This window comes from Homoserinimonas sp. OAct 916 (genome assembly GCF_003260275.1).
Classification (GTDB): Bacteria; Actinomycetota; Actinomycetes; order Actinomycetales; family Microbacteriaceae; genus OACT-916.
The window spans coordinates 146,563-169,823 of sequence record NZ_QJHB01000002.1 but is presented as its reverse complement, the minus strand read 5'-3'; the positions used below and the strand labels follow the sequence as shown (position 1 = coordinate 169,823).

The 23,261-nt window shown below is 63.7% G+C and carries 22 protein-coding genes; 5 read left to right on the top strand and 17 right to left on the bottom strand.

Annotation, left to right across the window (positions count from 1 at the left end):
- Positions 1-10 precede the first annotated feature (10 nt).
- Entirely contained in the window at positions 11-793 is a 783-nt protein-coding gene (locus DL891_RS03125; protein ID WP_111718968.1) for a PIG-L family deacetylase, read from the bottom strand.
- Positions 790-2,100, bottom strand: a complete 1,311-nt coding sequence (locus tag DL891_RS03120) for a glycosyltransferase (protein WP_232818979.1) — start codon at positions 2,098-2,100, stop codon at positions 790-792. The genes DL891_RS03125 and DL891_RS03120 overlap by 4 nt, the downstream gene beginning before the upstream one ends.
- Positions 2,101-2,641: 541 nt before the next feature.
- Here DL891_RS03120 and DL891_RS03115 point away from each other — a divergent pair.
- Both DL891_RS03115 and DL891_RS03110 read left to right on the top strand, forming a co-directional pair.
- A complete protein-coding gene (locus DL891_RS03115) occupies positions 2,642-2,869 on the top strand; it encodes a hypothetical protein (protein ID WP_111718966.1) in 228 nt (75 codons plus the stop codon).
- 136 nt (positions 2,870-3,005) lie between these two features.
- Complete coding sequence (locus DL891_RS03110) at positions 3,006-3,449, top strand: nitroreductase family deazaflavin-dependent oxidoreductase (protein ID WP_111718965.1); 444 nt, start codon at positions 3,006-3,008, stop codon at positions 3,447-3,449.
- An 85-nt stretch (positions 3,450-3,534) separates the two neighbouring features.
- Here DL891_RS03110 and DL891_RS03105 read toward each other — a convergent pair whose 3' ends face one another.
- From DL891_RS03105 to DL891_RS03085, 5 genes are all read right to left on the bottom strand, one after another.
- Complete coding sequence (locus DL891_RS03105) at positions 3,535-3,723, bottom strand: hypothetical protein (protein ID WP_111718964.1); 189 nt, start codon at positions 3,721-3,723, stop codon at positions 3,535-3,537.
- Positions 3,724-4,004: 281 nt separating this feature from the next.
- A complete protein-coding gene (locus DL891_RS03100) occupies positions 4,005-5,171 on the bottom strand; it encodes an MFS transporter (RefSeq protein ID WP_111718963.1) in 1,167 nt (388 codons plus the stop codon).
- 216 nt (positions 5,172-5,387) lie between these two features.
- Positions 5,388-7,019 (bottom strand): amidohydrolase, encoded by a 1,632-nt coding sequence (locus tag DL891_RS03095; protein ID WP_111718962.1) that lies wholly within the window; start codon positions 7,017-7,019, stop codon positions 5,388-5,390.
- Positions 7,020-7,118: 99 nt separating this feature from the next.
- Positions 7,119-8,093 (bottom strand): sulfite exporter TauE/SafE family protein, encoded by a 975-nt coding sequence (locus tag DL891_RS03090; protein ID WP_111718961.1) that lies wholly within the window; start codon positions 8,091-8,093, stop codon positions 7,119-7,121.
- A gap of 105 nt (positions 8,094-8,198) precedes the next feature.
- Entirely contained in the window at positions 8,199-9,617 is a 1,419-nt protein-coding gene (locus tag DL891_RS03085) for a rhodanese-like domain-containing protein (RefSeq protein WP_111718960.1), read from the bottom strand.
- 171 nt (positions 9,618-9,788) lie between these two features.
- On the opposite strand from DL891_RS03085, the gene DL891_RS03080 reads away from it, so the two are divergent.
- On the top strand, positions 9,789-10,184 hold the full coding sequence (locus tag DL891_RS03080; protein ID WP_111718959.1) for a YchJ family protein: 396 nt from the start codon (positions 9,789-9,791) through the stop codon (positions 10,182-10,184).
- 139 nt (positions 10,185-10,323) lie between these two features.
- Here DL891_RS03080 and DL891_RS03075 read toward each other — a convergent pair whose 3' ends face one another.
- Both DL891_RS03075 and DL891_RS03070 read right to left on the bottom strand, forming a co-directional pair.
- Positions 10,324-10,836: a hypothetical protein gene (locus DL891_RS03075; RefSeq protein WP_157962362.1), complete on the bottom strand. Its 513-nt coding sequence runs from the start codon at positions 10,834-10,836 to the stop codon at positions 10,324-10,326.
- 150 nt (positions 10,837-10,986) lie between these two features.
- Entirely contained in the window at positions 10,987-11,739 is a 753-nt protein-coding gene (locus DL891_RS03070; RefSeq protein WP_111718957.1) for an SDR family NAD(P)-dependent oxidoreductase, read from the bottom strand.
- Positions 11,740-11,888: 149 nt separating this feature from the next.
- On the opposite strand from DL891_RS03070, the gene DL891_RS03065 reads away from it, so the two are divergent.
- On the top strand, positions 11,889-12,704 hold the full coding sequence (locus DL891_RS03065) for a CPBP family intramembrane glutamic endopeptidase (protein WP_111718956.1): 816 nt from the start codon (positions 11,889-11,891) through the stop codon (positions 12,702-12,704).
- A gap of 211 nt (positions 12,705-12,915) precedes the next feature.
- Here DL891_RS03065 and DL891_RS03060 read toward each other — a convergent pair whose 3' ends face one another.
- On the bottom strand, positions 12,916-13,320 hold the full coding sequence (locus tag DL891_RS03060) for a VOC family protein (RefSeq protein WP_111718955.1): 405 nt from the start codon (positions 13,318-13,320) through the stop codon (positions 12,916-12,918).
- Positions 13,321-13,453: 133 nt separating this feature from the next.
- Here DL891_RS03060 and DL891_RS03055 point away from each other — a divergent pair, with 133 nt between their 5' ends.
- Entirely contained in the window at positions 13,454-14,344 is an 891-nt protein-coding gene (locus tag DL891_RS03055) for a VOC family protein (RefSeq protein WP_111718954.1), read from the top strand.
- Positions 14,345-14,352: 8 nt separating this feature from the next.
- Here DL891_RS03055 and DL891_RS03050 read toward each other — a convergent pair whose 3' ends face one another.
- From DL891_RS03050 to DL891_RS03020, 7 genes are all read right to left on the bottom strand, one after another.
- Positions 14,353-15,612 (bottom strand): PLP-dependent aminotransferase family protein, encoded by a 1,260-nt coding sequence (locus DL891_RS03050; protein WP_111718953.1) that lies wholly within the window; start codon positions 15,610-15,612, stop codon positions 14,353-14,355.
- 65 nt (positions 15,613-15,677) lie between these two features.
- Positions 15,678-17,252, bottom strand: a complete 1,575-nt coding sequence (locus tag DL891_RS03045) for an amidohydrolase (protein ID WP_111718952.1) — start codon at positions 17,250-17,252, stop codon at positions 15,678-15,680.
- 43 nt (positions 17,253-17,295) lie between these two features.
- Complete coding sequence (locus DL891_RS03040; protein ID WP_111718951.1) at positions 17,296-18,963, bottom strand: thiamine pyrophosphate-binding protein; 1,668 nt, start codon at positions 18,961-18,963, stop codon at positions 17,296-17,298.
- Between the two features lie 9 nt (positions 18,964-18,972).
- The gene (locus DL891_RS03035; protein WP_111718950.1) at positions 18,973-20,649 is read right to left on the bottom strand and encodes an amidohydrolase; all 1,677 of its coding nucleotides are present in this window, start codon (positions 20,647-20,649) and stop codon (positions 18,973-18,975) included.
- A gap of 45 nt (positions 20,650-20,694) precedes the next feature.
- Positions 20,695-21,693 carry a C-terminal binding protein gene (locus DL891_RS03030; RefSeq protein WP_111718949.1) on the bottom strand — a complete coding sequence of 333 codons (999 nt, stop codon included), beginning with the start codon at positions 21,691-21,693 and terminating at the stop codon, positions 20,695-20,697.
- Positions 21,683-22,492, bottom strand: a complete 810-nt coding sequence (locus DL891_RS03025) for an amino acid ABC transporter ATP-binding protein (protein ID WP_111718948.1) — start codon at positions 22,490-22,492, stop codon at positions 21,683-21,685. The genes DL891_RS03030 and DL891_RS03025 overlap by 11 nt, the downstream gene beginning before the upstream one ends.
- Positions 22,489-23,244 (bottom strand): amino acid ABC transporter permease, encoded by a 756-nt coding sequence (locus DL891_RS03020; protein ID WP_111718947.1) that lies wholly within the window; start codon positions 23,242-23,244, stop codon positions 22,489-22,491. The genes DL891_RS03025 and DL891_RS03020 overlap by 4 nt, the downstream gene beginning before the upstream one ends.
- Between the last annotated feature and the right edge of the window lie 17 nt (positions 23,245-23,261).

Here is a 23,261-nt window from a genome sequence, read left to right as displayed (position 1 = left end):
CGGATCTGCCTCAAACCAGGCGCAGACCCACGGCCGTCTCGATCGGCTGGCGCTGTCCACCGGAGTGAATGATCTCAGGGCCGTCGACCGTGAGCTGGGTCGCGTGAGAGGCCAGGGCCGCCTTCAGGGTTTCGAGGTGCGCGTCGAGCGTGAAGTACTCCGCATCCGTCGAGCCCGGGCCACCAGGACCATCATCGTCGCCGTCAGGCGGAGCGGTGGGGGTAGCTGCAGGAAGAATCTCTGCGAAGGGGATTGTCTGCGCACCGCTGGCGGCCAATGCCGCCTCGCGGATGCGCACATGGTCGGGATGCCCGTAGCCCCCGTTCTCGTCGTAGCTGACCACCAGCGAGGGGTTCAGCCATTCGATCAGGGCAGACACGTCTTCGGTCACCTCGTCAAGCGGTGCCGCAACGAGTGATTGGTCGTCGGTGTCATCTGCCGGGCCGGCGAGCCCGGCGTGGATCCACCGCATGCCGGAGTCGCGGTAGCGGCGTGCAGCACGGCCGGTGGCCCGGGCGGGCGGCTCGCCCAGCCAGAATTGCCGCTCGATACCGAGTGTCTGGGCCGCCTGCTGCAATTCCTGCTCCCGCACCCGCGTGAGCTCTTCGGTGCCAGCGAGGTTCGCCAGTGGGCCGGGCACCACTTCGCCGCGCTCACCACGGGTCGCGGTCAGGAGAAAGACCCGGATATTGCGTGCAACCAGCTCAGCGATCAGGGCACCGGTCGAGATGGTCTCGTCGTCGGGGTGCGCGTGAACAAAGAGCACCGAATCTCGTGCGTCGAGGAGGCTCATGGCGTAATCCTTGTCTCAGAGTGGTCTGTCGTGCTGCGGGTTTCAGCTGGTTGCACCGCCCGATCGAGCAGAGCAGAGTAGACCTTCAACAGCTCCCGGGTAGACCGGGTCCAAGTGAGGCCCTCAGCTCGCTGGCGCGCGGCCTGCGATAATCGGGCGGTCAGGTCGGGGTTCGCAAGAAGCTCGCTCAGGGCATCGGCCCAGACCTGTGGGTCGCGCGAGGGGAGCACGATACCCGTCTCGCCGTCGATCACCGCTTCGCTCAGCCCGCCGGATGCGGCAGCCACGACCGGCACACCGCTCGCCGCCGCCTCGAGGGCGACCAGCCCATACGTCTCGGAATGCGACGGGATCAGCACCACGCGTGCCTCACGGAACAGCGTGGCGAGGTCCATCCGGGACTGCGGGCCGATGAAGCTCACAGTGTTCGCGACACCGAGGCGATTGGCACTGGTTTTCAACTGGTCCAGATACCCGGTGAAGTCTTCCGAGGGCTCGCCGGCGATGACGAGATGCGGTCGCAGATGCTGCGGCATCGCCGCGATGGCCTCGATGGCGAGGTCGAAGCCCTTGAGTGGGTGCAGCCGCCCGGCAGCAACGACAAAGTCCCGCGCGAGGGGCTCGGCCAGCTCGAGACGACGGGCCCACGCAGGAGTTTCGCCCAGCTGCAGATCGGGCTGTGGCGCCGCCGGGCGGAACAGCGCCGCATCGACCCCGGGCGTCACCACCCAGGTTCGCTCAGGTGCCCCGCCGAGCCGGGTTGCCACGGTGTGGGCCTCGGCCTTGCTGACGGTCACGATCGCATCTGAGTCGCGGGCAAGCCATGCTTCTCCTGCAAGGCGGCCGGGGGACTCCGGTCGCTCTCCGGCAGACAGTGGGGTCGAGGCATCCGCCGCGATGCTGTGGAAGCTCTGCACATGAGGTGCCCCGGTCGCGTGGGCGACTGGTAGAGCGGCCATTCCCGAGAACCAGTGGTGGGAATGAATGAGGTCATACGGCTCGAGGGCGCCCAGACGCGCGCCAAAGGCGGCGATGAGTTGTTCGTGGTCGCCCTTGGCTATCGGTTCACGCGGCCCGGCATCCAGCTGGCGCAAGGTGAGCCCCGGGGAGAGTTCGACCATGGTGGGGCCGTCGGGTGATGCGCGCCGGGTCAGGATCTCGACGTGGTGCCCGAGGCGTCCAAGAACCTCCGCCTGCTGGCGTACCACGACGTTCATCCCCCCGGCGTCACCAGATCCGGGTACCGCCGCCGGTGAGGTGTGCATGCTGACGAGAGCAATGCGAAGAGGGTCTACTTCGTGGGGCACGTGCAAATTTTAGTCGCTCGGATGCCGTGGGCTTCCAGCACAGGATCGTGCCCGAAGTCTCAGGAACCGTTTGATGTGCGGAATATGGCGTTTCGAGCGGAGCCAGACGTGTCACCCCGGGCGATATCACCGGCGATTCGTTCAAGCTCGTCATCCGAGATCTCGATATGGAGATTGCGTAACCGCTTTCGAAGAATCTGAAAAGCTACTTCAGGGCTGTGCCCCTCCAGTTCCAGTCGACTCTGACCTATCACGGCTGACAATGCAGACAGTTGCTTCAGCATTGTGACTGCGCCCACCCTTCATGTCCTGCGGTCATCTACGACGATGACTGAGGCCCCTTGTTGCCTTCAGCTTAGGTTCTCTTGGTGCGTTTGCCGAGACGGTGGAGTGATTGATTCTGACTGGTGTCGGTGCTACGGGAAGTTCCCCGATCTCGGCGAGGTAGGAGCGGCTCCAGAGGTGCTTACGGGAACACGATCGGGCTGTCACCGTAAGCCTTGTTGCGGTGATTCGCAGTCAGCGGCGTGACGATAGGGGTATGGATCCGACTCGCCGACTGCTGTTCTGGCTGAAGGTGCCGTACGCCGCGGATGTGGTGCTCGGCCTGATCGGCATTGGCTATCTGGTCGCAGGAAACAGTGTCGGCTGGTGGGTGTTGGCGTTCGCCGGCGTACGCGCCGTGATCGGCACCATCGCGCTGTTCTGGCTCGCGCCGAAGCTCATCGGCAAAGGAACAACTTCCCGATTGAACGGCGGGCCGAAGTAGCAGACATCACTGGAGCGGACGTCATCGTGCGTGCGATGCTGCCGTCCGACCGCTGAACGCATCGATTGAATCAAATGAAGTAGATCAATCCTTCCGAGGACAATGCGACAGGCGATTGCAGACGTACCATGAAAACGTGACTTTGTACGGTGAATATGAACCCAGCCCCGCCGCGTGGGTTCGCGGTCATGTGGCGAAGTATGAGAATTCTGACGGTGCCGAGGGTGCCAGTATGGGGCCCGCCCGGGTGGTCATCCTGACGACCGTCGGTGCGAAGTCGGGCAAGCTGCGCAAGGTCCCGCTGATTCGTGTGGAGCACGACGGCACCTATGCGGTGGTGGCGGCCGATAGTGGCTCGCCCAAGAACCCGGGCTGGTACTTCAACCTGCTCGCACATCCCACCACGCGATTGCAAGACGGAGCGGAGATTCACGACATGGTCGCTCACGAAGCCAGCGGTGAGGAGAGGGCCGAATGGTGGGAGCGTGCCCTCGTGTCAAACCCCCACTATGACGAGTACCAGGCAAAAGTGACCCGAATCATCCCGCTTCTTGTTTTGCAGGCGGTCGGACACAATTAGGGCAGATCTGCTGATCGGTGTGCCGTCAGTCGCCCGAGCGACTCATGACTCAGTGGCGTCCGAGGTGAGACGGCCACTCACTCGTTCATCTGCTTCGCGGCTTTGCAGCAGCTTTGCGGGCTCGAATGCGGGCTTCCTTGACCTCGGGATCGTACCAGTAGCTTTGGGCTGGTCGGCTGAACTCGTGAAAGCTGGATCTGCTGTTCTTCAGGCCCATGAAGTAGGCGGTGACACCGACTGCGGTGACGAGGAGAAAGACGACAGACTTACGCATGTTGAGCTCCTTCGGCTTGGGGTGGCGTGCTGGTCATCCGAATTTCTTGGGCCGTGGCGACGCCGTCGCGGGCACAGCGGCGGAGATACGCTTCGAGAGACTTCGTGGCCACGATACTGACTGCGCATATCGCCATTCAACACCCATCCGAGGAAACTGCACGACCAGCGTGACGAACGTTGCCACCGCTGCGTCTTTCACGGGGCGAACGCGTCGTCCTGAGCGACCGCGTTCGGGAGCCGTCAGCAGCCCGAACCGCCATTCACCTGCGTTATTGACTTCTACTTGTTGGCTGTCGGGCGGCGCAGGAATGCGAGCGGAAGTGTGGCGAGTGCGATGGCTGCGGCGACGAGCAATGCCACCGGGAACGAGAAGCCCGCGGCGAGGGTTCCGATAAGGATGGAACCCACGGCCGTGCCCATGTCGAACCCGATATTCCACGCCGCGCTCGCTGTGCCGTACTGTGCGCGTCTGACGGCAGAAAGGGACAACACGAGAGTCAAGTTCTGCAGCCCGCCGTAGGCGATGCCAACCAGGACCATGGCGGCCAGGAAGAGCAGGGCTCTGGTGGCATCGGGATTCTCGACAGCGATCGCGGCGAGGAGGAGCCCGATGACGGTGAGCACCACCAATGGCCACAGAAACGGTCTGGTGCCGTGCCGGTCGGCCAGACCTCCGATGTACCAGCGTGTCAGGGCCGCGGCGACGGTGAGCAGGAAGAGTGCGCCCGTGGTCACCGCCGGTGACGAACTCATCTGGGGTGCGAACGTGATCAATGCCCCACCGGCGAGGGTGACTCCGCTCAGAAGGAGCATCGGGCGTAGGAGTTCCGCCACCAGCCGCAGGCGGGACTCGCGGTCGGTCCCCGTTGGTGTGGGATCGGTCGGTGGATGAAGCGCCCGCTCGGCTGCCTGTTCTCGCAGAACCCGCGCCAGCCGTGGGGCGGAGCTGATGCCGAGAAGCGGCAGAGTGCCCAGGGCGAAGACCGCCCAGAACCCGACCGTGTCTACCAGCCACGGCCCGGCAGGGATGAGAACAACCTGCGGCACGGCGATCGCCGCGCCGTAGGCCCCGATCGCCGCGCCGTGTTGGGCGCGGGGCACCAGATTGGCCACCACGGCCGATCCGGCCACGGTGAGTATGCCGAATCCGACACCGCGCAGAACCGAGAGGAGAAGGATCCAGCCGAGGTGCTCGGAGATGAGGTGAAGCAATGGGGGTACTCCGAGCAGCACCAGACCGGCGGCCAGCACGCGGCCGGTCCCCACTCGGCTGAGCATTCGAGGTACGAACGGTTGGGTCAGGACCGTCACGACCAGGAGCACGCCATTGACCAGGCCGGAGCCGGCTTCGTTCGCGCCGCCCTGCACAGCCCACAGGGGGGCGATCGGCAAAAGGGCCGAGAATCCGGCGAAACCAGCGGCCGTCAGCACGAGAAGTGCCGGCATGCCGGGTGCGCGCCATACTGGTTTCGGCGCTGGCGGGGGTTGTGGGCTCACGTTGTCCAACACTAGCCACTCCGGCTCGGGTGCACGAAGGTGCCCAGCCGGATGACCGAGCCGGATGGGCCGGCCGGATGGGCCGGCCGGATGGGCCGGCCGATGGGCAGACTCGGAACCCGCCCGAGGCTTCAGCCGGTGAGCTCAGATTCCAGTAGTGGAGTTTCAGTCGCGAGGTTCGACCGCGTATCGCGTCTGACCGCCGACGACCGTCAGGTGCACCCCCATCGTGAGCAGGTCATCCGCCTCGGCGGTGAGTGGGTTGCCGTCGAGCACCACGAAGTCAGCGAGCATGCCCGTCGACAAGCGGCCCAGGTCTCTCTCGCAGCCGGCCGACCAGGCGGCATCGGCGGTTGCATGCCGCAGCGCGTCGGCGATCGGCATCGCGTACTTCGGCAGGTTTGCGGGGAGCGAAGGGTTGAGCGCGGATCGCCGGGTCGCAGCGATGAACATGTTCGGTAGCGGAGCGTATGGCGCGGTCGGAGCGTCGGTCCCGAAGGCCAATGCGGCCCCGGCGGCGGATAGCTCAGGCCACGGGAATCCTCGGTCGACCCGGTGATCGCCCAGCTTGGCCCGCCAGTTTTCCTGCACCGCCGGATCGGAGTGCACTGGCTGCATCGAGGCCACGATGCCCAGCGACGCCATCCGCTGGATGCTTTCTACTGTGATGGTCTCGAGGTGCTCCATTCGGTGGCGCCTCACGCGCGGGCCGTTCTCTCTGAACGCGTGTTCGAGGGCATCCAGCGCTATTGCCGAGGCTTCGTCTCCGATGGCATGCATCGCTATCTGCAGGTCGGCGGCGTCGGCCGCGGCCACCACGGGGAACAATGCTTCACGACCCCAGATCGGGTCGGCGTTCTCTCCGTTCGCGTACGGCTCTTTCATCGCGGCTGTGCAGGTGTCGATCACGCCGTCGAGGATGAGCTTGATTCCGGCCACGCGAAGCCATGGCGTGCATACCGAGGTTGCGAGTTCGGCGGCGCGCTGCACCTGGCGCAGCTCCTGCTCAGGGGTGTCGGAGCGGTGGATCAACCAATGGGCTGTGACTCGGATGGGCAGTGAGCCGTCGTCTGCGACGGCGCGCTGCAGAGTCGCCAGCTCGGCCTCTCCGCAGGCCATTTCGATCGCCCCGGTGACTCCGCTGGCGAGGTAGTGCTCGAAGGTGGCGGCCAACGCGGCATCGCGCTCAGTGTCGCTGGACAGTTCAACCAGTTTCGGCCAGACGATCGCCGTGACCGCGGTCTCGTAGAGCATGCCGCTCGGCTCACCCGACTCGTCGCGAGCGATGAGGCCGCCGTGAGGGTCAGGCGTGTCGCGCGTGATGCCCAGCTCTTCCAGCGCGGCGGTGTTGACCCACACCGAATGCAGGTCGTTGGCATCGAGATAGACCGGCCGATCGGCGACGACTTCGTCAAGCATCTGCCTGGTCGGGTTGCCACCGGGCACGGCGTCGGGCAGCCAACTGCGCCCCAACACCCGGGCCGCGTGCGGTGCCTGTTCGGCGGCTGCACGCATCCGCCGCTGAATCTCGGCGAGATCACCCGCGTCGATGAGGTCGACCTTCCGAAGTGATTCGCCCATCATCACAAGGTGGCTGTGCGCATCGGTGAAACCGGGCATCACGAAGCGGCCGCCCAGGTCGACCGCCGTCGCGTCGCCGGATGCCAGCCGCTGGGCCGTTCCCCGGTCGCCCACGTAGGCCAGGCGGTCACCGCGCACCACGAACGCCTCGGCTCCGTGAGTGCCGTCGGCGGTGAAGATCTCGGCATTCGTGTACACGGTTTCTGTGGGGGTCATCAGGGCTACATCGTCTTTCTCAAAGTGTTTCCTTGCGGGAACTCGTGCTCGGGCTCCGTGTATGCGGAACCCTCATCCTGCCACAGCTGATGCGCGTACTCAGCGGGTTGCAGCGCTCGTAGTCGGAGGCACCGCTGTGTCTGCTGCCGGCTCTGAGTCTGGTGCCGGCTCTGAGTCTGGTACCGATTCCGCGATCGGTGCCGCTGCCGGTTCTTCTGCACGGAATCTGCGCAGGGGGCACGTGGGGAAGGCGAACCAGCAGATTGCTGAGGCGACGGCCACAATGCCGGCTGCGATTGCGAGGATCAGGCCGCCCGGAGCCGGGAGTTCCTGCGCGAGCACGAACACACCCATGATCAGAACGAAGATGCCGAAGCCCTTGCGCAGTGCGACCTCGGGGATGCGGCCGGCGAGCCGGGCGCCGAGGAAGGATCCCGCGATTGCGAACACCGTGACGGCGATGACCAGGGGCCAGTCGAGGCTGACGCTGGTGAGGTAGCCACCGAGTCCGGCGAACGACTTCATGGCGATGACCACAAGTGACGTACCGACCGCGATGGGCATGGGGAGCCCGCCGAGAAGGGCGAGGGCAGGCACGATCAGAAAGCCGCCACCCGCACCGACCAGGCCGGTGACCAGCCCGACGACGAGGCCCTCGATGATGACCTTGGCCAGCGGCAGCTCGCCGGTGGTGGGGGAGGAGGCCTGTTTCTTGCGCCCGCGAATCATTGCGAGCGAGGTGGCCACCATCATGAGGGCGAAGGCGATCATGAGGATGGTGCCCGGGATGTGGCCACCGACCAGCCCGGCAGCGAATGCCCCGGCCATGCCGGCAGCGCCGAAGACGAGCCCTGTGCGCCATCTGACCCGCCCGGCGCGGGCATGGCGGATGGCAGCCACCGCCGATGTCGCACCGACAACGAAAAGGGACGCCGCGATGGCCTCTTTCGGGCTGAAGCCGGCGACGTAGGTGAGGATCGGAACCGTGAGGATCGAACCTCCGCCACCGAGCAGGCCGAGCGAGACGCCGATCAGCACGGCGAGCACGAGTGTCGCTATCAGGGCGATGCTCATCGGATGGGCTCCTTTTCTGCGGCGGGATGAATGAGTGAAGAGGTTCTTCCCGGCCAGCGCCGCGAGTCGGCCGGCCGGGAAGAAACAGTCACTGGAGAGTTCGGGTCAGACCAGTGAGTCTTGGAGGGATGCCCGTTCGGAGGCCTGCCAGTTGGCGTAGGCCTCATAGGCGCCGTCAACCTCGACAACGTCGTGACCGGCCCGGCGCAGGGCGCTGGCGGCCACCGAGTTGCGCACCCCGGTCTGGCAGAATGTGACGATCGTGCCCTGAGCGGGCAACGTGTCCTGGTGCCACATCACGCGGCTCGCGCCGAGATGGGTCGCGCCGGGGATGGTTCCGGCGGCATATTCAGTGTTGTTGCGCACATCCAGCAACACGGCCGCGTCGAAGTCGGCGACCTCTTCGGGTTGGATCATCTTCGGGGTGACTTTGGGCAACCCGTCGAGGGTGGTGGTGTAGCCGGCGACGGTGTCGATACCAACTCGCACCAGGTGGTCCCACATGTCCATCGCGGAATCCTGGCTCTCGGCAAGCAGCACCAGCGGCCGGGAGTCGGTCTCCGGGTCGTAGGCCCAGGCCCCGTAGGTGGCGAACTTGCCGGCATTCGGCACGTTCAACGCGCCCTCGACGGTTGCTTCGTGCACCTCGGTGTTTGTGCGGGTGTCGACGAACGTGATTCGGTCCTGGGCGAGGTCTGCGGCGATAGCGATATTGTCCAACTCGGCCAGTGGAGCGCGCTCACCCATGATGGCGGGCCCATCGCGGTTCTCGCGCTTCATGCGCCCGAAGTAGCCGTGCGCGTCTGGTTGGCCGTCGAGCAGTTTGTCGACGAAGCCCTGCTCGTCATTTGCTGCGAGGTAGGGGCCCCACCAGGCGTAGAGCCGTTCGTAGCCGACGGTGCTGGAGGGGATCGAGCCCAGTGCCTTTCCGCAGGCGCTGCCGGACCCGTGGGCGGGATGCACCTGAACGTGGTCGGGCAGAGTCAAGAATTTGTCGCGCAGGCTGCCAAAGAGCTGCCTGGCGCCGCCGAAACGCGTGTCGACGCCGCCGGCGGCCTCATCCAACAGGTCGGGCCGGCCGAGGTCGCCGGCGAAGACGAAGTCGCCGCTGAGCATGAAGCCGGGCTTGTCGCTGAACGCACCGTCGGTGATCAGGAACGCCAGGTGTTCCGGGGTGTGGCCCGGGGTGTGGACGGCTTGGATGGTGATGTTGCCGAGCGTGATCGTGTCGCCGTCGAACAGGCGGTTGGCGTCGAAACCGTACTGCCAGTCTTCGCCGCCCTCGCCGGAGACATACATGGTGGCTCCGGTTGCCGCAGCAAGTTCACGCGTACCAGAAAGATAGTCGGCGTGGATGTGCGTCTCGGTGACGGCGACGATCTGCATGTCGTTCGCGACGGCCAGATCTCGGTAGACCTGGATGTCTCGGCGAGCGTCGACAACGACAGCCTCGCCCTTGACCTGGCATCCGATGAAATAGCTTGCTTGGGACAGGTCTTCGTCATAGATGCGCTCGAGCAGCATGTGCTTCTCCTTCTCATGTTCACGCAAAGATACCCAAGGGGGTATCCGCTATGGACTCATCTTATACCCTAGGGGGTATTTATGCCAAATCTTGTTTGATCACGACTGAGAGTCGGTTTTCGGCGAGTTTGAGGTCGAGAACAGGGGTATCCCTGGAGCGATAATGAGAGCATGTCCTCCACTCGTTGCCCCTGTCTGAGCGGCCTGATCTATGGGGAGTGTTGTGGGCGTTTGCACCGTGGCGAGGTCACGGCGACCACGGCTGTCGAGTTGATGCGGTCTAGGTTCTCGGCGTTCGCGATCAGTGATGCCGGCTATCTGTTGCGCACATGGCATCCGCGCACCCGACCACCGTCGTTGCAACTTGACCCGGGCATCCGGTGGTATCGCCTTGATGTCATATCGACGACGGGCGGTGGATTGCTCGACGATGACGGAACGGTGGAGTTTCGTGCCCACTACCGGGAAGCTGCCGGCTCCACTGCTCGCCAGGCAGACGTGCAGCAGGAGAACAGCCGATTCCAGCGGGTCGACCGAGAGTGGTATTACCTCGACGCCGAGGGTTGAACCCCTGCCCGCCGCCGCTGTGATCGTGCAAAGTTCAGGATGACAGCCTGGCCGACTTCCTCACGAGGCCGAGTTGCCTCAGCTCCTGAGTTTCTGTTCCGCCCTGACGGGTGGCACGCAGCGGCACAACTTGGTGACGCTAGGCAATGCGGCGGCCCATGAAGAGGCCTATGACATACGACGCAAGGGCAACCGCGAACAGACCGGCCATGATCATCGAGCTGATGTCGTTGTTGTAGTTGAGAAAGCTGCCCCCGTTGAAGCCAGCGCCAAGAATGGCGAGGAGCCCGATGACGGACAAAGTTCGGCCGAACGGAACTGCCGCGCGTAACGACAGAACCACGACCCACGCCGCGCCCAGAACCAGAAGTAGTCCGAGGGCAGCATGCAGGGTCAACCACAATGTTCCATCCCCGAGCGCCCACCCAACACTTCGGACGACCCCGCTGAAATACCCAGCCGGGTGCGCCCCCGGATGATCGGCTGGAATATTCACGAACAGGTTGACGAACATGCCGAAGACGAACTGCACGATCAGCAAGAGGGCGACGATGAGCGAAGCGACCAAAAACGCCGCGGTGCGCCGTGCTCCAGATCGTGGTGACGACGACTGCCCGCTGTCTGGCTGTGGCGAAGTGTATGGTCGTGTCATCAGCTCTGCCGAGAATTGGTTGGCGATCGGTGATCGTCGGCGCGAAGGCCGATTGAATGCGCACAAACCATCTGCACCAACCTGACGGGGCGAACTGGTGCATCCGACAAACACGATCTCCACACAGTGCGTGGGGATTGGTCGACTCGTCTAGCGGCTGGTGTAGCCACCGTCGACCACATATTGGGAGCCGGTCACAAAGCCGGCCTTGTCGGAGAGCAGAAACAGAACAACATTGGCGACTTCCTCGACTGAGCCGAGACGCCCGATCGGGTGCAGCGCCACCAGCCCATCACGCATCTGCTGCGGAGCACCTTCGAGTAACGGAGTATCGATGTATCCGGGGTGAACCGAATTGATGCGGATGCCCTGATCCGCATATCCGAGGGCGGTTGCCTTGGTCATGCCCGCCACGCCGTGTTTGGCTGTCACATAGGGGATGGCGATCGGCTCGCCGACCAGCCCGAGGATCGACGACATGTTCACGATCGAGCCACCGCCCGCCTTCAACATTTCAGGAATCTCGAAGTGCATGCCGTAGAACACGGAGTGCAGGTTCACGTCCATCAACTTCAGGTACTCGTCGATGTCGATGTCGGCGATTGGGCCCTGCGGCCCGCCGATCCCCGCATTGTTAAGTGCAAGGTGCAGGGCACCATACGCGCTGACTGCCGCATCGACAGCGGCCTTCACGTCATCTGGTTTTCCAACATCGCCGCCGACGGCAGTGGCCGTGCCTCCGGCGGCGGTGATTTCGTCGACGGTGGCCTGTGCAGTTTCGAGGTTGAAGTCGTTGACGACAACCTGTGCGCTTACCGCCGCCAGACTCAGCGCCACCCCCTTACCGATGCCCGATCCGCCACCGGTGACCAGCGCGGTCTTGCCTTCGAAATCGTTTGCCATGATTGCTCCCTTGTTCGCTCCGGAAACTCGTTCGCCAGCCGTGGTCGAATACAGGCACTGCAGACCACCGGTGAGCCCATTCAACGCTGACGCCGCAGAAAGCGACAGGGCAGAGAAGTGGACCTGGATGGTACTGACAGGATGGGAGCATGCTTTCCCCGGACGCATCATTCACCCCCTGGGTACTCGGTGTCGTGCTGGCCGCGTTGCTCGGCCTGATCGCGTGGCGAGCCGGTTCGAGGGATCGCCGCGAATACGAGCGTTTCAAGCGCTACCGCTCGACGAAGCGTCGGCAGGCGATGTTGCGCAAGTGGGTGCTGCAGTCGCTTGGCTGGTTCGGCGGTTCCGCTATCTTCGTGCTCGCGCTTGTCTGGCCGTTCGTGCCCCGCATGCTGGACGAGATCGAGACATGGCCGCTGATGGCCGGTTTTCGGGGCCTGCTGGCAGACAACAGTCTCGCACTGGGCCTGCTCGTCGGAGGGGGAGTCGGCCTGCTCCTGGGGCTCGTGGGTACCGCATTCCTTGGTCGCAAAGCGGAGAACGTCATGGCGCTCGGCGACACCCTTGCCCTGCTCCCTCGTAATCGTGCCGAGCTGAAGTATGGCTGGGCGCTCTCGATCAACGCCGGTGTGGTGGAGGAACTGCTGTTCCGGCTCGCGATGCCCGTGCTCATCTTCGCTGTGTTCGGCAACGCGCTCATCGCGATTGTTGTGAGCCTCATCCTGTTCGGGCTGATGCACGCGTATCAAGGAGTGGGCGGTGTGATCGGAGCATTCGTGCTCGGTGTCGTTCTGATGGCGCTGTTCCTGGCGACGGGCAGCATTGTGTGGCCGATCATCCTGCACGCGGTTTTCGACCTGCGGTCACTGGTCTTGATCCCGCTGGTGGTGTTCAAGGTGAACCGAGTTGGGCCGCAACAAGGCACACCAGACTCGAATGATTCCCGAGGCTCGACCTCGAATTAGTTCACGCAGAAAGTACTGTGTCATCTGAGAAAGTACCGTGTCATCTGAGACGGGTTCGGATGCCCCGGTCGAGGTCGGCGACGCGTGCTTCAGCGATTCGGAGTTCGGGCCGCGCTCCGCATCCACGCGACCCGGGGGAGTGACAGTCACCGCGGGCCTTCCTTCCGAGGCGTGTGGGGATGGTCGGCTGCACAGCCTCCCCGGTTGGATCCTAGTGCGGTCTGGTCCACCAGAGCTCGAGCTGGACGTTGTCGGGATCACGAAACACCAGGGCCGTTCCCGAGCCGGATGGGCTGTCGGTCACCGGGGAGTGTTCGACGCCCAGCATCTGGAACCGGGCCTGCCAGTCATCGAGATCTGCGCGTTCGGTCACCCCGAACCCCAGATGGTCGAGACCGGGCCGGCGCTCATCAAAGCGATCGGCGGCTGGCTCGTTGTGCTGGAGAAGGCCCATGATCAGGCCTGTCGGATCATGCACCAGAACGATCATGATGCGGTTGTCCATATCGGAACGCCTCACGCGGCGGAGCCCCAGCACTTCGCAGTACCAGGATGCGCTCTTCTCCACGTCGGAGACAGACAGGTCGATATGGGAAATTGCCGTGAACGTGTGCATACCATCCAGTCTGCGCCCTGGTCAGGGTGAATGGAGCAGTTCGATTCCTGTTGACTGCTTACCGCTACGGGTGCAAAGTGGGTTTCGGAGCAAAACCACCGCCTCCGTTTGTCCGAAGCCCCAGGAGTTCCGCATGCAGAAGATCACCCCGTGCCTCTGGTTCAACGGCAACGCGGCCGAAGGCGCCCAGTTCTACACCGACCTGTTTCCCGACTCGCGCGTGGTCACAACCTCGCGCTACCCCGACGAGGGCTTGCCCGACTTCCAGAAGGAAATGGCGGGCAAAGTACTGGCCATCGACTTCGAGCTCGGCGGGTTTCGGTTCACCGGCATCAATGCCGGGCCCGAGTATCCGATCACACCGGCGATCTCGTTCATGGTCAACCTCGACCCGTCTCACGATGACGACGCTGAAGCTCGGCTGAATGAACTCTGGGCGGCCCTGGAAAATGGCGGAGAGACTCTCATGCCGCTGGGGCAATACCCGCACAGCACGCGCTACGGGTGGGTGCAGGATCGCTTCGGCGTGAGTTGGCAGCTGATGCTGGCGAACCCCGGCGGCGAACGGGCCCCTTTCATCGTGCCGAACCTGCTGTTCGGAGGTTCTGCCCAGAACCGGGCTGCCGAGGCCAGAGCATATTACACGTCAATCTTTTCGGATTCACGCACTGCCACCGTCATGGAGTACCCAGAGCAGACCGGGCCGGCGGCGGCCGGGGCGGTGATGTTCTCAGACTTCACGCTCGCAGGCCAGTGGTTCGCCGCGATGGATTCGAGGGTCGAGCAGAGTTTCAGTTTCACCGAAGGCGTGTCGCTCGTGGTCACCTGTGCGGATCAGGACGAGATCGACCGGCTGTGGGCTGCTCTGTCCGAAGTTCCCGAGGCGGAGCAGTGCGGCTGGTGCAAAGACCGCTTCGGGGTCAGCTGGCAGATCGTGCCGGAGAACATGGGTGAACTGATGAGCAGGCCCGGGGCGTTCGACAACATGATGGCAATGAAGAAGCTCGAGATCGCCGGATTCTGAGTAGTGCGTCAGCCCGCCTGGCCGGCTGCGAGAGTGGCGATCGTTGCCCCAAGTCGTTTGATTCCTTCTTCGAGCATGGATTCGTCTTCGAACGAGAAGGCGACGCGCAATTGGTTCGTGCCCTCGCCGTCGGCATAGAACGCGATCCCCGGCACGAAGACCACACCATTCTCGATCGAGGGTTGGAGCAACTCTGTGACGGAGCAACCCTCGGGCAACGTGATCCACGTGAAGAAACCACCGGTCGGCACCGTCCAGGTCGTGCCGGAAGGCATGTGCTCCTCGAGGGCAGCCATTGTCGCCGCACAGCGAGCCGCATAGGTGGCACTCGACTTCTCGACGTAGTCGCGCCAATCGAAGTTGCGCACATAGCGCACAACGAGCATCTGGCTGAGCATCGACGGGCAGATCGTGGTTGCCTCGGCCGCAATCTGCAGCCGCCCTCGAACCTGCTCCGGTGCCACAACCCAGCCGATTCGCACGCCCGGGGAGAAGATCTTCGAGAACGAGCCGAGATAGAAGACGTTGTCGGGGTCGAGGGAGTAGAGCGTGGGCATGTAGCTGCCGTCGAAACTGATCATGCCGTACGGATTATCTTCGACGATCGCGATGTTCTCGGCGCGGCAGATGTCGACAACGGCCTGGCGACGGTGCACCGCCAGGCTCACTCCGGCGGGGTTGTTGAAGTTCGGAATCGTGTAAAGAAACTTGATCGTCTTACCGGCGGACTTCACCTCGTCGATCCGCTCCTGGAGGAGTACCGGGTCGAGACCGTCGTCATCCATCGCCACGTGAGCGACCTCTGCCTGCAGCCCTTCGAAGACCGAGAGCGCGCCCACATACGTCGGGCCCTCGGCCAGCACGACGTCACCGGGGTCGCAGAACATCGTGGTCACGAGTTCGAGGGCCATCTGGGAACCGGCGGTGACCTGCACGTTTGCGGGGGATGTATGAGCGCCTTCGATCGCCATCACCTCAGAGATGGCCTGCCGAAGCGTTTCGGTGCCGGCGCCGGATCCGTACTGCAGCGCGTCCAGACCTTCTTCCACGAGGAGGGTACGAGCGGCATCCGCAATCTCTGCCATGGGCAGGGCAGAAAGATCAGGGTTTCCTCCTGCCAGCGAGATCATGCCGGGCAACATGCTGACTTCGAACACGGCGCGCACCGGTGAGGGGTGGAACCCGCTCGCTCTCGCCGCGAATCGGGCGCCGTGCAAGGACCCATCGCGGTCGTTTCCGGCAGGGCCTGTCGTGCTGTCCGCGCTCATGGTTTCCAGTGTATGCGCCGCCCCCGGTCGTGACGGAGAGATGTTGTTCCCACGACGTCTGGAGTTCAACCCCAGCTGCGCACGTCGTCGCGAGTGCGGTAGTCGGGCCACGGCAACTCGATCGGTGGTTCGAAATCTGCGTCCAACAGGGCTGGCATCGGATCAGCGGCCACGCGGCGATCGAACTCGGCCTTGGCCTCGGCAACCAACTCGGGCGAGGTCAGCAGGTCGATGAAGGTGCCGGCGACGGTCTTGCCTGCCACCTCGATCGTGGGGTCAATGGTGGCAGGAATCCCGCCCAGGGCGTTCATCACCCAACCCGGGTAGGCGCCCGCGCCCGGCGCCGGTTTCAACGCCGGGCGGGAGACATAGAACCGCACGGTCGGTGCGTAGTGGGTCATTTCCACATAGTCGTCGCTGGTCCAATTCAGCTGCCACGGTGCAAGATGCTGGCGCAGGGCCTCTTCGGCATCCTGTGGTGTGATCAGCTGTTCACACTCGTCGAGAAACGGCTTCTCCATCGGTTCCATGCCGAGGTTGCGTTGGATCTCCTGCGCCACCTCGATCGCCGCCGAATCGTACGTCGGGGCGCCGACTGCTGCGAGGTTGTCGTAGAGCACCGTCGACAGTGAGTGGTTGGTGCGACCGGGCCGGCTGCGAGCGACCCAGGTGACCTCCAGCGAGCAGTGGGCCATGAGCGCCGCGTGCTCGGCATTGCGGTCGAGCACCGCCAACACGTGCTCGGCCATCTCCACGTTCGGTGTGCGCCAGGAATACTGGATGCGCGCCACCCGTGCCGGGAGGTTGTCTGCGGTCGCCTGCCCATCCAGCAGAATAGCGTCGCTCAGGCTCCAGCCGCCGAAGCTCGGCAGCATGGCATCGTGCATGATGCGCGATGACGTGTACATCGACATCAGCGCCACGTTGGCGCCGGGAGCGCGGGCGGCCGAGTGTGAGGCGGGAATGGGCGAGTTGGGGTTCGCCGACAACTGCCACGACTCGGGCTCGTCGCACACAAAGGTGTAGACCTTGCTGTAATACGCCCCGCACTGGGTGTCCCAGCGGGCAGTGTTGCACAGTGGCAACATGTAGAAGGGGTGGAAGCTCACGATCGCGTCGACGTTGTCGTAGTAGCCGCGCAACCCGTGCACCACTTTGGAACCGTGCATCTTCTCGGCTGGCTCACCGGTGTATTTGAGTGTTCCGGAAATGTCATGGGTCTCCATGGCGTGCTTGGTGCCCAACAGCCCGGCCAGGGTCGAAATGCCCAGTGCCGAATGCGGGTCGGTGTGCCCCGGTGCGAACCGGCTCATGCCTTCCCTGCTGTCTTCGGTGACGGAGGCCGACTGGTTGTTTCCCGGAACCGCATCGTATTCGGCGTAGGTCAGCAGCGTGGGGCCGCCGGCGCCGCGCGTCCATTCGGCGCTGAACGCCGTGGGCATTCCCGCCGAACCCGCCTCTACGGTGAAGCCCTCGGTGCGCAGCTGCTCCACATACCAATGAGCCGAACGGAACTCGCGCCAGGCCGGCTCGGCCAGTTCCCAGATGTGACTGTGCCATTGTGAGAGCCGCGGCATGTTCTCATCAATCCACTGGCGCGCGGTCTCTTTCGCGGCGGCGTCCAACTGTACTTCGGTCACTGGGTGCTCCTTCAAACGATTCAAAAGTGTGGTTGCGGTCTGCTCAGGTGCCCGTGGGGACGTCGAAGATTTTCAGTGGAACATGCACCACGTTCAGCCCGGGGGCTGCAATGGCGCGGGCGACGACGGTGGTCACGTCTTCGGGTGATTCGACCGTGTGACCGGTGCCGCCGAACGCGTCGGCCAGTGCGACCCAATTCGGTTGGGTGAGCACCACCCCGACAGGCTCGATGCCGCGGTCGCGCTCATTCTGGTTGATCTCGCCGTAGCCGCCGTTGTCGACGCAGACGACGGTCAGGTCGAGACCCTGTTCCACCGCTGTGATGAATTCCTGCACCGCGAACATGAGCGCCCCATCCCCGAGAACACACACCACCGGGCGGTCTGGGCTGGCCACCTTTGCGCCGATGGATGCCGGCAGACCATAGCCGAGCGTGGCGTAGGCGGGGGTGTACAGGAATGAGTGGGGTCTGCGCTGACGCAGGACACTCGCCATCCCGAAGTAGGTGATCTGTGAGGAGTCTCCGCCGACGATCGCGTCTTCGGGAAGTGCGGCCTCAATCTGTTCCGACAACGAATACAGTGCGGGGGATATCTCCCGCGCCTCACCTTTGGCACGCCGGCGAACCTCGTCCAGTTTGTGGCTCGGGTCGGCCCGGTGGGCCGGTGGTTTCTCGCTGAGGGCGGTGACGAGTCTGGTCACAATGGCGGCACTGTCGCCGAGTAAGGAGATGTCTGAGGAGACGTTCTTCTGCATCTGTGACTCAAGAACGTCAATCCTGATGACCGTTCCCGCAGGGGCAATGACCCCGCCCCACAACTCGGCCTCGCCGAGCTTCGAGCCGATGATCAGAACCGCATCGGAGCCGTTGATCACTTCGAGCACCGACGGCAGACGAATGTCGGATGCCAGCGAGAGCGGGTGCTTCTCCGAGACGGAGGCCTTGCCGTTGAGGGTGGTCACGACGGGAGAGGAGAGCTTCTCAGCAAGCATGGTCAACTGCGACCCGATTCGACTGGCTCCGCCGCCGGCGATGATCACCGGTCGCTCGGCGCCCTGAAGCACTGAGATCGCCCGTTCCAGGTCCGCTTCACCCGCCACAGCCTTGTCACGGACAGGAACAGCGGCGAGAAGTTCGGCCGGGGCATCGCTGGCCGATTCCAACACGTTGAGCGGAATCTCGATGTGCACGGGGCGCGGCCGGCCATAACGAAACAGCTCGAATGCGTCGTGCACCGCTTGAACAGCCTCACTGGCACTGTGCACCCGCCGGCTCCATTCGGCGATGGCCCCGGCCGCACCGGTGGAGTCTTTGGTCTCGTGCAGCGAACCGTTGTCGGCGAACTCGTCGCCCTCGGCGACGCCGGGGGAGATGACGATGAGCGGTCGGGACTCGCAATACGCGGTTCCCACGGCCGACAGCGCGTTCAGCAGGCCGGGACCGGAGGTGGTGATGACCACGCCGGGCAGCCCCTTCTGCTGGGCCCAACCGTCTGCACCGTAGCCGGCGCCCTGCTCGTGGCGGCTGGTGACCGGATGCATGCCGAGGCGCTCCAACGGCCGATACAGCTCAAGGTTGTGGGTGCCCGGGATGCCGAACACGGTGTCGATGCCGTAGTTGCGCAGAACTGTCATCACCGCGAGGCCGGCGTTCTCGACCTCGACCCCGGCTGTGCGGGCGGCTTCGACGGATACGTCACTGTAGTTCATGTCTCAGTCCTATTCGGCGTGGTAGTGGCAGGTTCCGTCGACCCAGGTCTGGGTCACGGCGATCTGGCTGATCGATTCGGTCTCGACGTCGAAGATGTCGGCGTCGAGCACCGCGAAGTCGGCGCGTTTGCCGACCTCGAGGCTGCCCAGATCCTGCTCGCGGCCCAAGGTGCGTGCGGCGTTAATAGTATGCGCCCGGAGCGCCTGCTCCCGCGTGATCGCGAGGGAGTCCGGGCCGAGCTGGGTGCCACGCCGGGTGATGCGACTCACGGCAGCCTGGATGGCTTCCAACGGTCGGGGGTCTGCGACCGGGGCATCCGAACTGATTGTGATGTGCACGCGTGCGGCTTGGAACTCTCCCAGCGGGTTGAACCGTTCGCCGGGGGTGCCGATCGCTTCTTCGACGCCTTCGCCCCAGTTGAAATGGTGTTGTGGCTGGTTGACCGGGTGAATGCCCGCTGCCGCCATGCGGGTGATCTGGTCGGCGGTCGGCAACCCGCAGTGTTCGATGCGGTGGCGGGAATCGGGGCGCGGATCGTCGGCCAGTGCCGACTCGATCGCATCGATGACCATCTCGATCGCGGTCGGAGACTGCGCGTGTGTCGCAGTCTGAAGGCCAACGGCATGGGCTTTCTTGATGAGCGCCTTGTATTCGGCGGGCTCATGGTAGAGCTGCCCGGTGCGGCATGGGTCACCGACGTAACCGTCGGGGAAATAGGCCGTCCAGCCGCCCAGGGTTCCGTCTGCGTAGAACTTGATCCCGGCGAAACTGAGGTGAGAATTTCCGAACGGACCGTGCATGCCCGTCTCGATCACCTCGTCAAGAAGGTGCGAGAGAAGGTACATCGACACGCGAGTGGTTAACTGGTTCTGTTCGGCCAGCCGCAGGTAGGTGTCGAACTCGCGCCGGGACACCTGCGCGTCGCCGATGGTCGTCACCCCGCCACGAAGAAAAACTGCTTGCGCGACAGCCAACTGCCTGACATGCTCCTCGGGTGCGTCGGCGAGGTGGAAGTTTGGCCCGTGATGACCGATCTTCACGCCGTCGACACCGGTGAGAATGTTGCAGGCGGCATCGGACAGCTCGCCGGTGAGTTCGCCGTCGGCGTCGCGAAAGTACTCGCCGCCCTGCGGGTTCGGGGTGTCTCGCGTCACCCCGTATTGCTCGAGGGTGAAGGTGTTGACCACGCCGCCGTGGCCGGATGCGTTCATCAGGTAGACCTCGCGGTCGGTGGCGACCTCGTCGAGCTCGGTGCGGTGGGGGTGGCGTTTCTCGGCCAGATTGCGTTGTTCGTAGCCGAAGCCGCGAATCGGCAACCCTGCCGGAACCCGGTCGCGGGCCGCCTTCAAGAGATCCACGATCTCTGGGATGCTGCCGGCCTTGTCGGGGCCGCAGTCGACCCAGCTCATCATCTGGCCCAGCATCAGGGGATGCGCGTGGGCGTCGATGAACCCCGGAACAACGACTTGCTCGCCCAGGTCTGTGCGTCTGGGCTCCTGGGGGGAGAGTCGTGCTGCTGCGGCGACGCATTCGTCAACCGAGCCGATCGCTGCAACCTGGCCCGCGAAGACGACCAGTGCCTGAGCGACACGGTTGTCGGTCGAAAGGGTGTGCACGGTGCGTGCGGTGATGATGTGTGGGACGAACTCCGACAGGGGCTTTTCGAAGGTGCTGAGTGTGCGCATGGGGAGGCTCCGGGCAAGGGTCGATGGAGAGTGGAAGATTTCCGGTCAGGCGGCGATGGTGGCAACCGGGGTGTCTGGGGTGCCGTTTGTGGACCATGAGACGACGTTCTGCGCCTGCATGCGAACATACTCGGCGTCGCTGCGCGTTGAGAGGTAGGCGACGTGCGCCGTGATGAGCACCCGCGGCAGACCGAGCAGGGGATGATCTGGGCGGGGAGGCTCCTCGTCCAGCACGTCGAGTGCTGCTCCCGCGATCAGCCCTGCTGAAACTGCGTTCGCCAGCGCGGTGCTGTCGATCAGTGCTCCGCGGCTGACGTTGACCAGAAAGGCATCATTCCTCATCGCCGCCAAGAAATCCTCATCTACCGTCTTCTCGGTGTCGGGTGTCAGGGGCAGGTGCAGTGAGAGAACCGTGGACCCAGAGCGCACAGTCGTCAGACTTTCGCGCCTCACACCGACTTCAGCCAACCGAAGTCGGGTCTCGTCGGTGTCGGGAAGGAGAGGATCGTAGCCGATGATCTCACCGAACAGTGGCCGGGCCAGGGTGGCCAATTTGAGACCTATTCGTCCGAGCCCAATGATTCCCAAGGTGCATTCGCTGAGTCGCGGCGGAGCTATGTTGTCACGTGAGTTCCACGATTGGTTCGTTGCCGAGTCGCTGTAAAACGACAGGCCGCGCGTGACGTGCAGTGCAAGGGCGAGCGCATGTGTTGCCACTTCCTCCGTGGCTGCACCGAGGATGTTGGTGACCCAGATTCCACGCTCGGTGGCTGCGTCGACGTCGACATTGTCGAAACCCATCGACATGAGGGCGATGATCTTCAAGCGCGGCATCTCGGCGATCATCTCGCGAGTGATGGAGGCATAACCGACGAGAAGCGCCACGGCGTCGCGCGACTCGTTGACGATCGTGTCAGCATCCTGGGAATCGAGGTAGCTCACCTGAAAGCCGTTTGCCTGCAAGAGGGCGCGCCCTCCAGAAAAGTCGGTGGCGTCGAGGTCGGTGTAGACGGCCAACGGCCGAACGTTCACGTCAGTGGACATGGCTCAGGAACCTCTTGGTGCGCTCGTGCTGGGGATTCTCGAAGAAACTGGTCGGGTCTGCCTGCTCGACGATGACACCGCTGTCGAAAAGCGTCACCTCGTCCGCGGCCCGCCGGGCGAACCGAACCTCGTGGGTGACCACGATCATGGTCATGCCGGCGGCCGCGAGATTCTCCATGACCTCGAGCACCTCACCGACCAACTCTGGGTCGAGGGCCGAGGTGGGCTCGTCGAACAGCATGACCTGGGGATTGAGCACGAGTGCACGCGCGATCGCGACCCGCTGCTGCTGCCCGCCGGAGAGCTCTGAAGGGAAGTGACCGTCGCGATCTGCAAGGCCGACCTTCGTGAGCATCTGGAACGCCACGTCGCGGGCCTGGGTCTTGTGCATACCCTGCACATCAGTGAGCCCGACAACGACATTCTGTAATGCCGTCAAGTGCGGGAACAGGTTGAACTTCTGAAAGACCATGCCGATGTCACGACGCTGCACCGCGAGTCTCCGCTCGGAGTGATGAACAATCTTGCCGTTCTGGGTCGCGGCGCCGATTCGTGTCCCGTCGAGCATGATTGATCCGCGGTCGGCCGGTTCGAGGAGGGCCATCAGGCGAAGCATCGTCGACTTGCCCGAACCGGAGGGCCCGAGGACCGCCTTGACCTGGCCCTTGTCAATCGCGAACTCGACACCCTTCAACACCTCATTGCCGCCGTAGGACTTGTGGAGATCCGATACCTGAAGCGTCGGTGTGGTCGCCGTGGACCCGGCGCCGAATCCGGCCGCCTCGTGTGGTGTGGTCATACCGAAATCTCCTTTGAACTCGTGGCGATCGCTTCGGTGCTCAACGTGATCGGAGCGACGACTTTCTTGACGCCTCGAGAAGTCCAGAGGAACTTCTTCTCGACCCTGCTCTGGATAAGCGTGATTATGGTGACGATGATCAGGTAGTAGATAATTGCGACCGTGTAATACTCGGCATAACGAAATGTGATGTTGACCCCGATCTGCGCCGTGGTCAACAGCTCTTTCAGCGAGATCACCGATGCCAGCGAGGAATACTTGATCAAGCCGATGAACTCATTCCCGGTCGGCGGCAACGCCGTGCGAATCGCCTGAGGGAGAACAACCTTTCGCATGACCGAAGCGGGCTTCATGCCCAGCGCACGGGCTGCAAGTTCTTGGCCCTCGTCGACACTGCTCAGTGCGGAGCGGATGATCTCCGCCATGAAGGCGGACTCGACGAGCCCCAGCCCGACCGCTGCAGCGATGAACGGCGTGTACCAGTCTGCTTGCAACGCAGGAATCACCTGGGGAAGCGCGTTCCACATGATGAGCAGCACGAGTAGTGCGGGCAGCGCTCGAAAGAACCAGACGTAGGTGTGAGACGGGCCACGAAGGTACGCCTTCTTCGACGTGCGCCCGATCGCGAGGAAGAAACCTATGACGGTGGCGATGATCAAAGAGAGGACAGCCACGCTTACGGAGAGGAATGCGCCCATCAGGTAGGCCGGGTTGAACAGTTGTTCCAGGAAGATCTGGGGGTCGAATACCATGCGATTGTGCTCCTTGT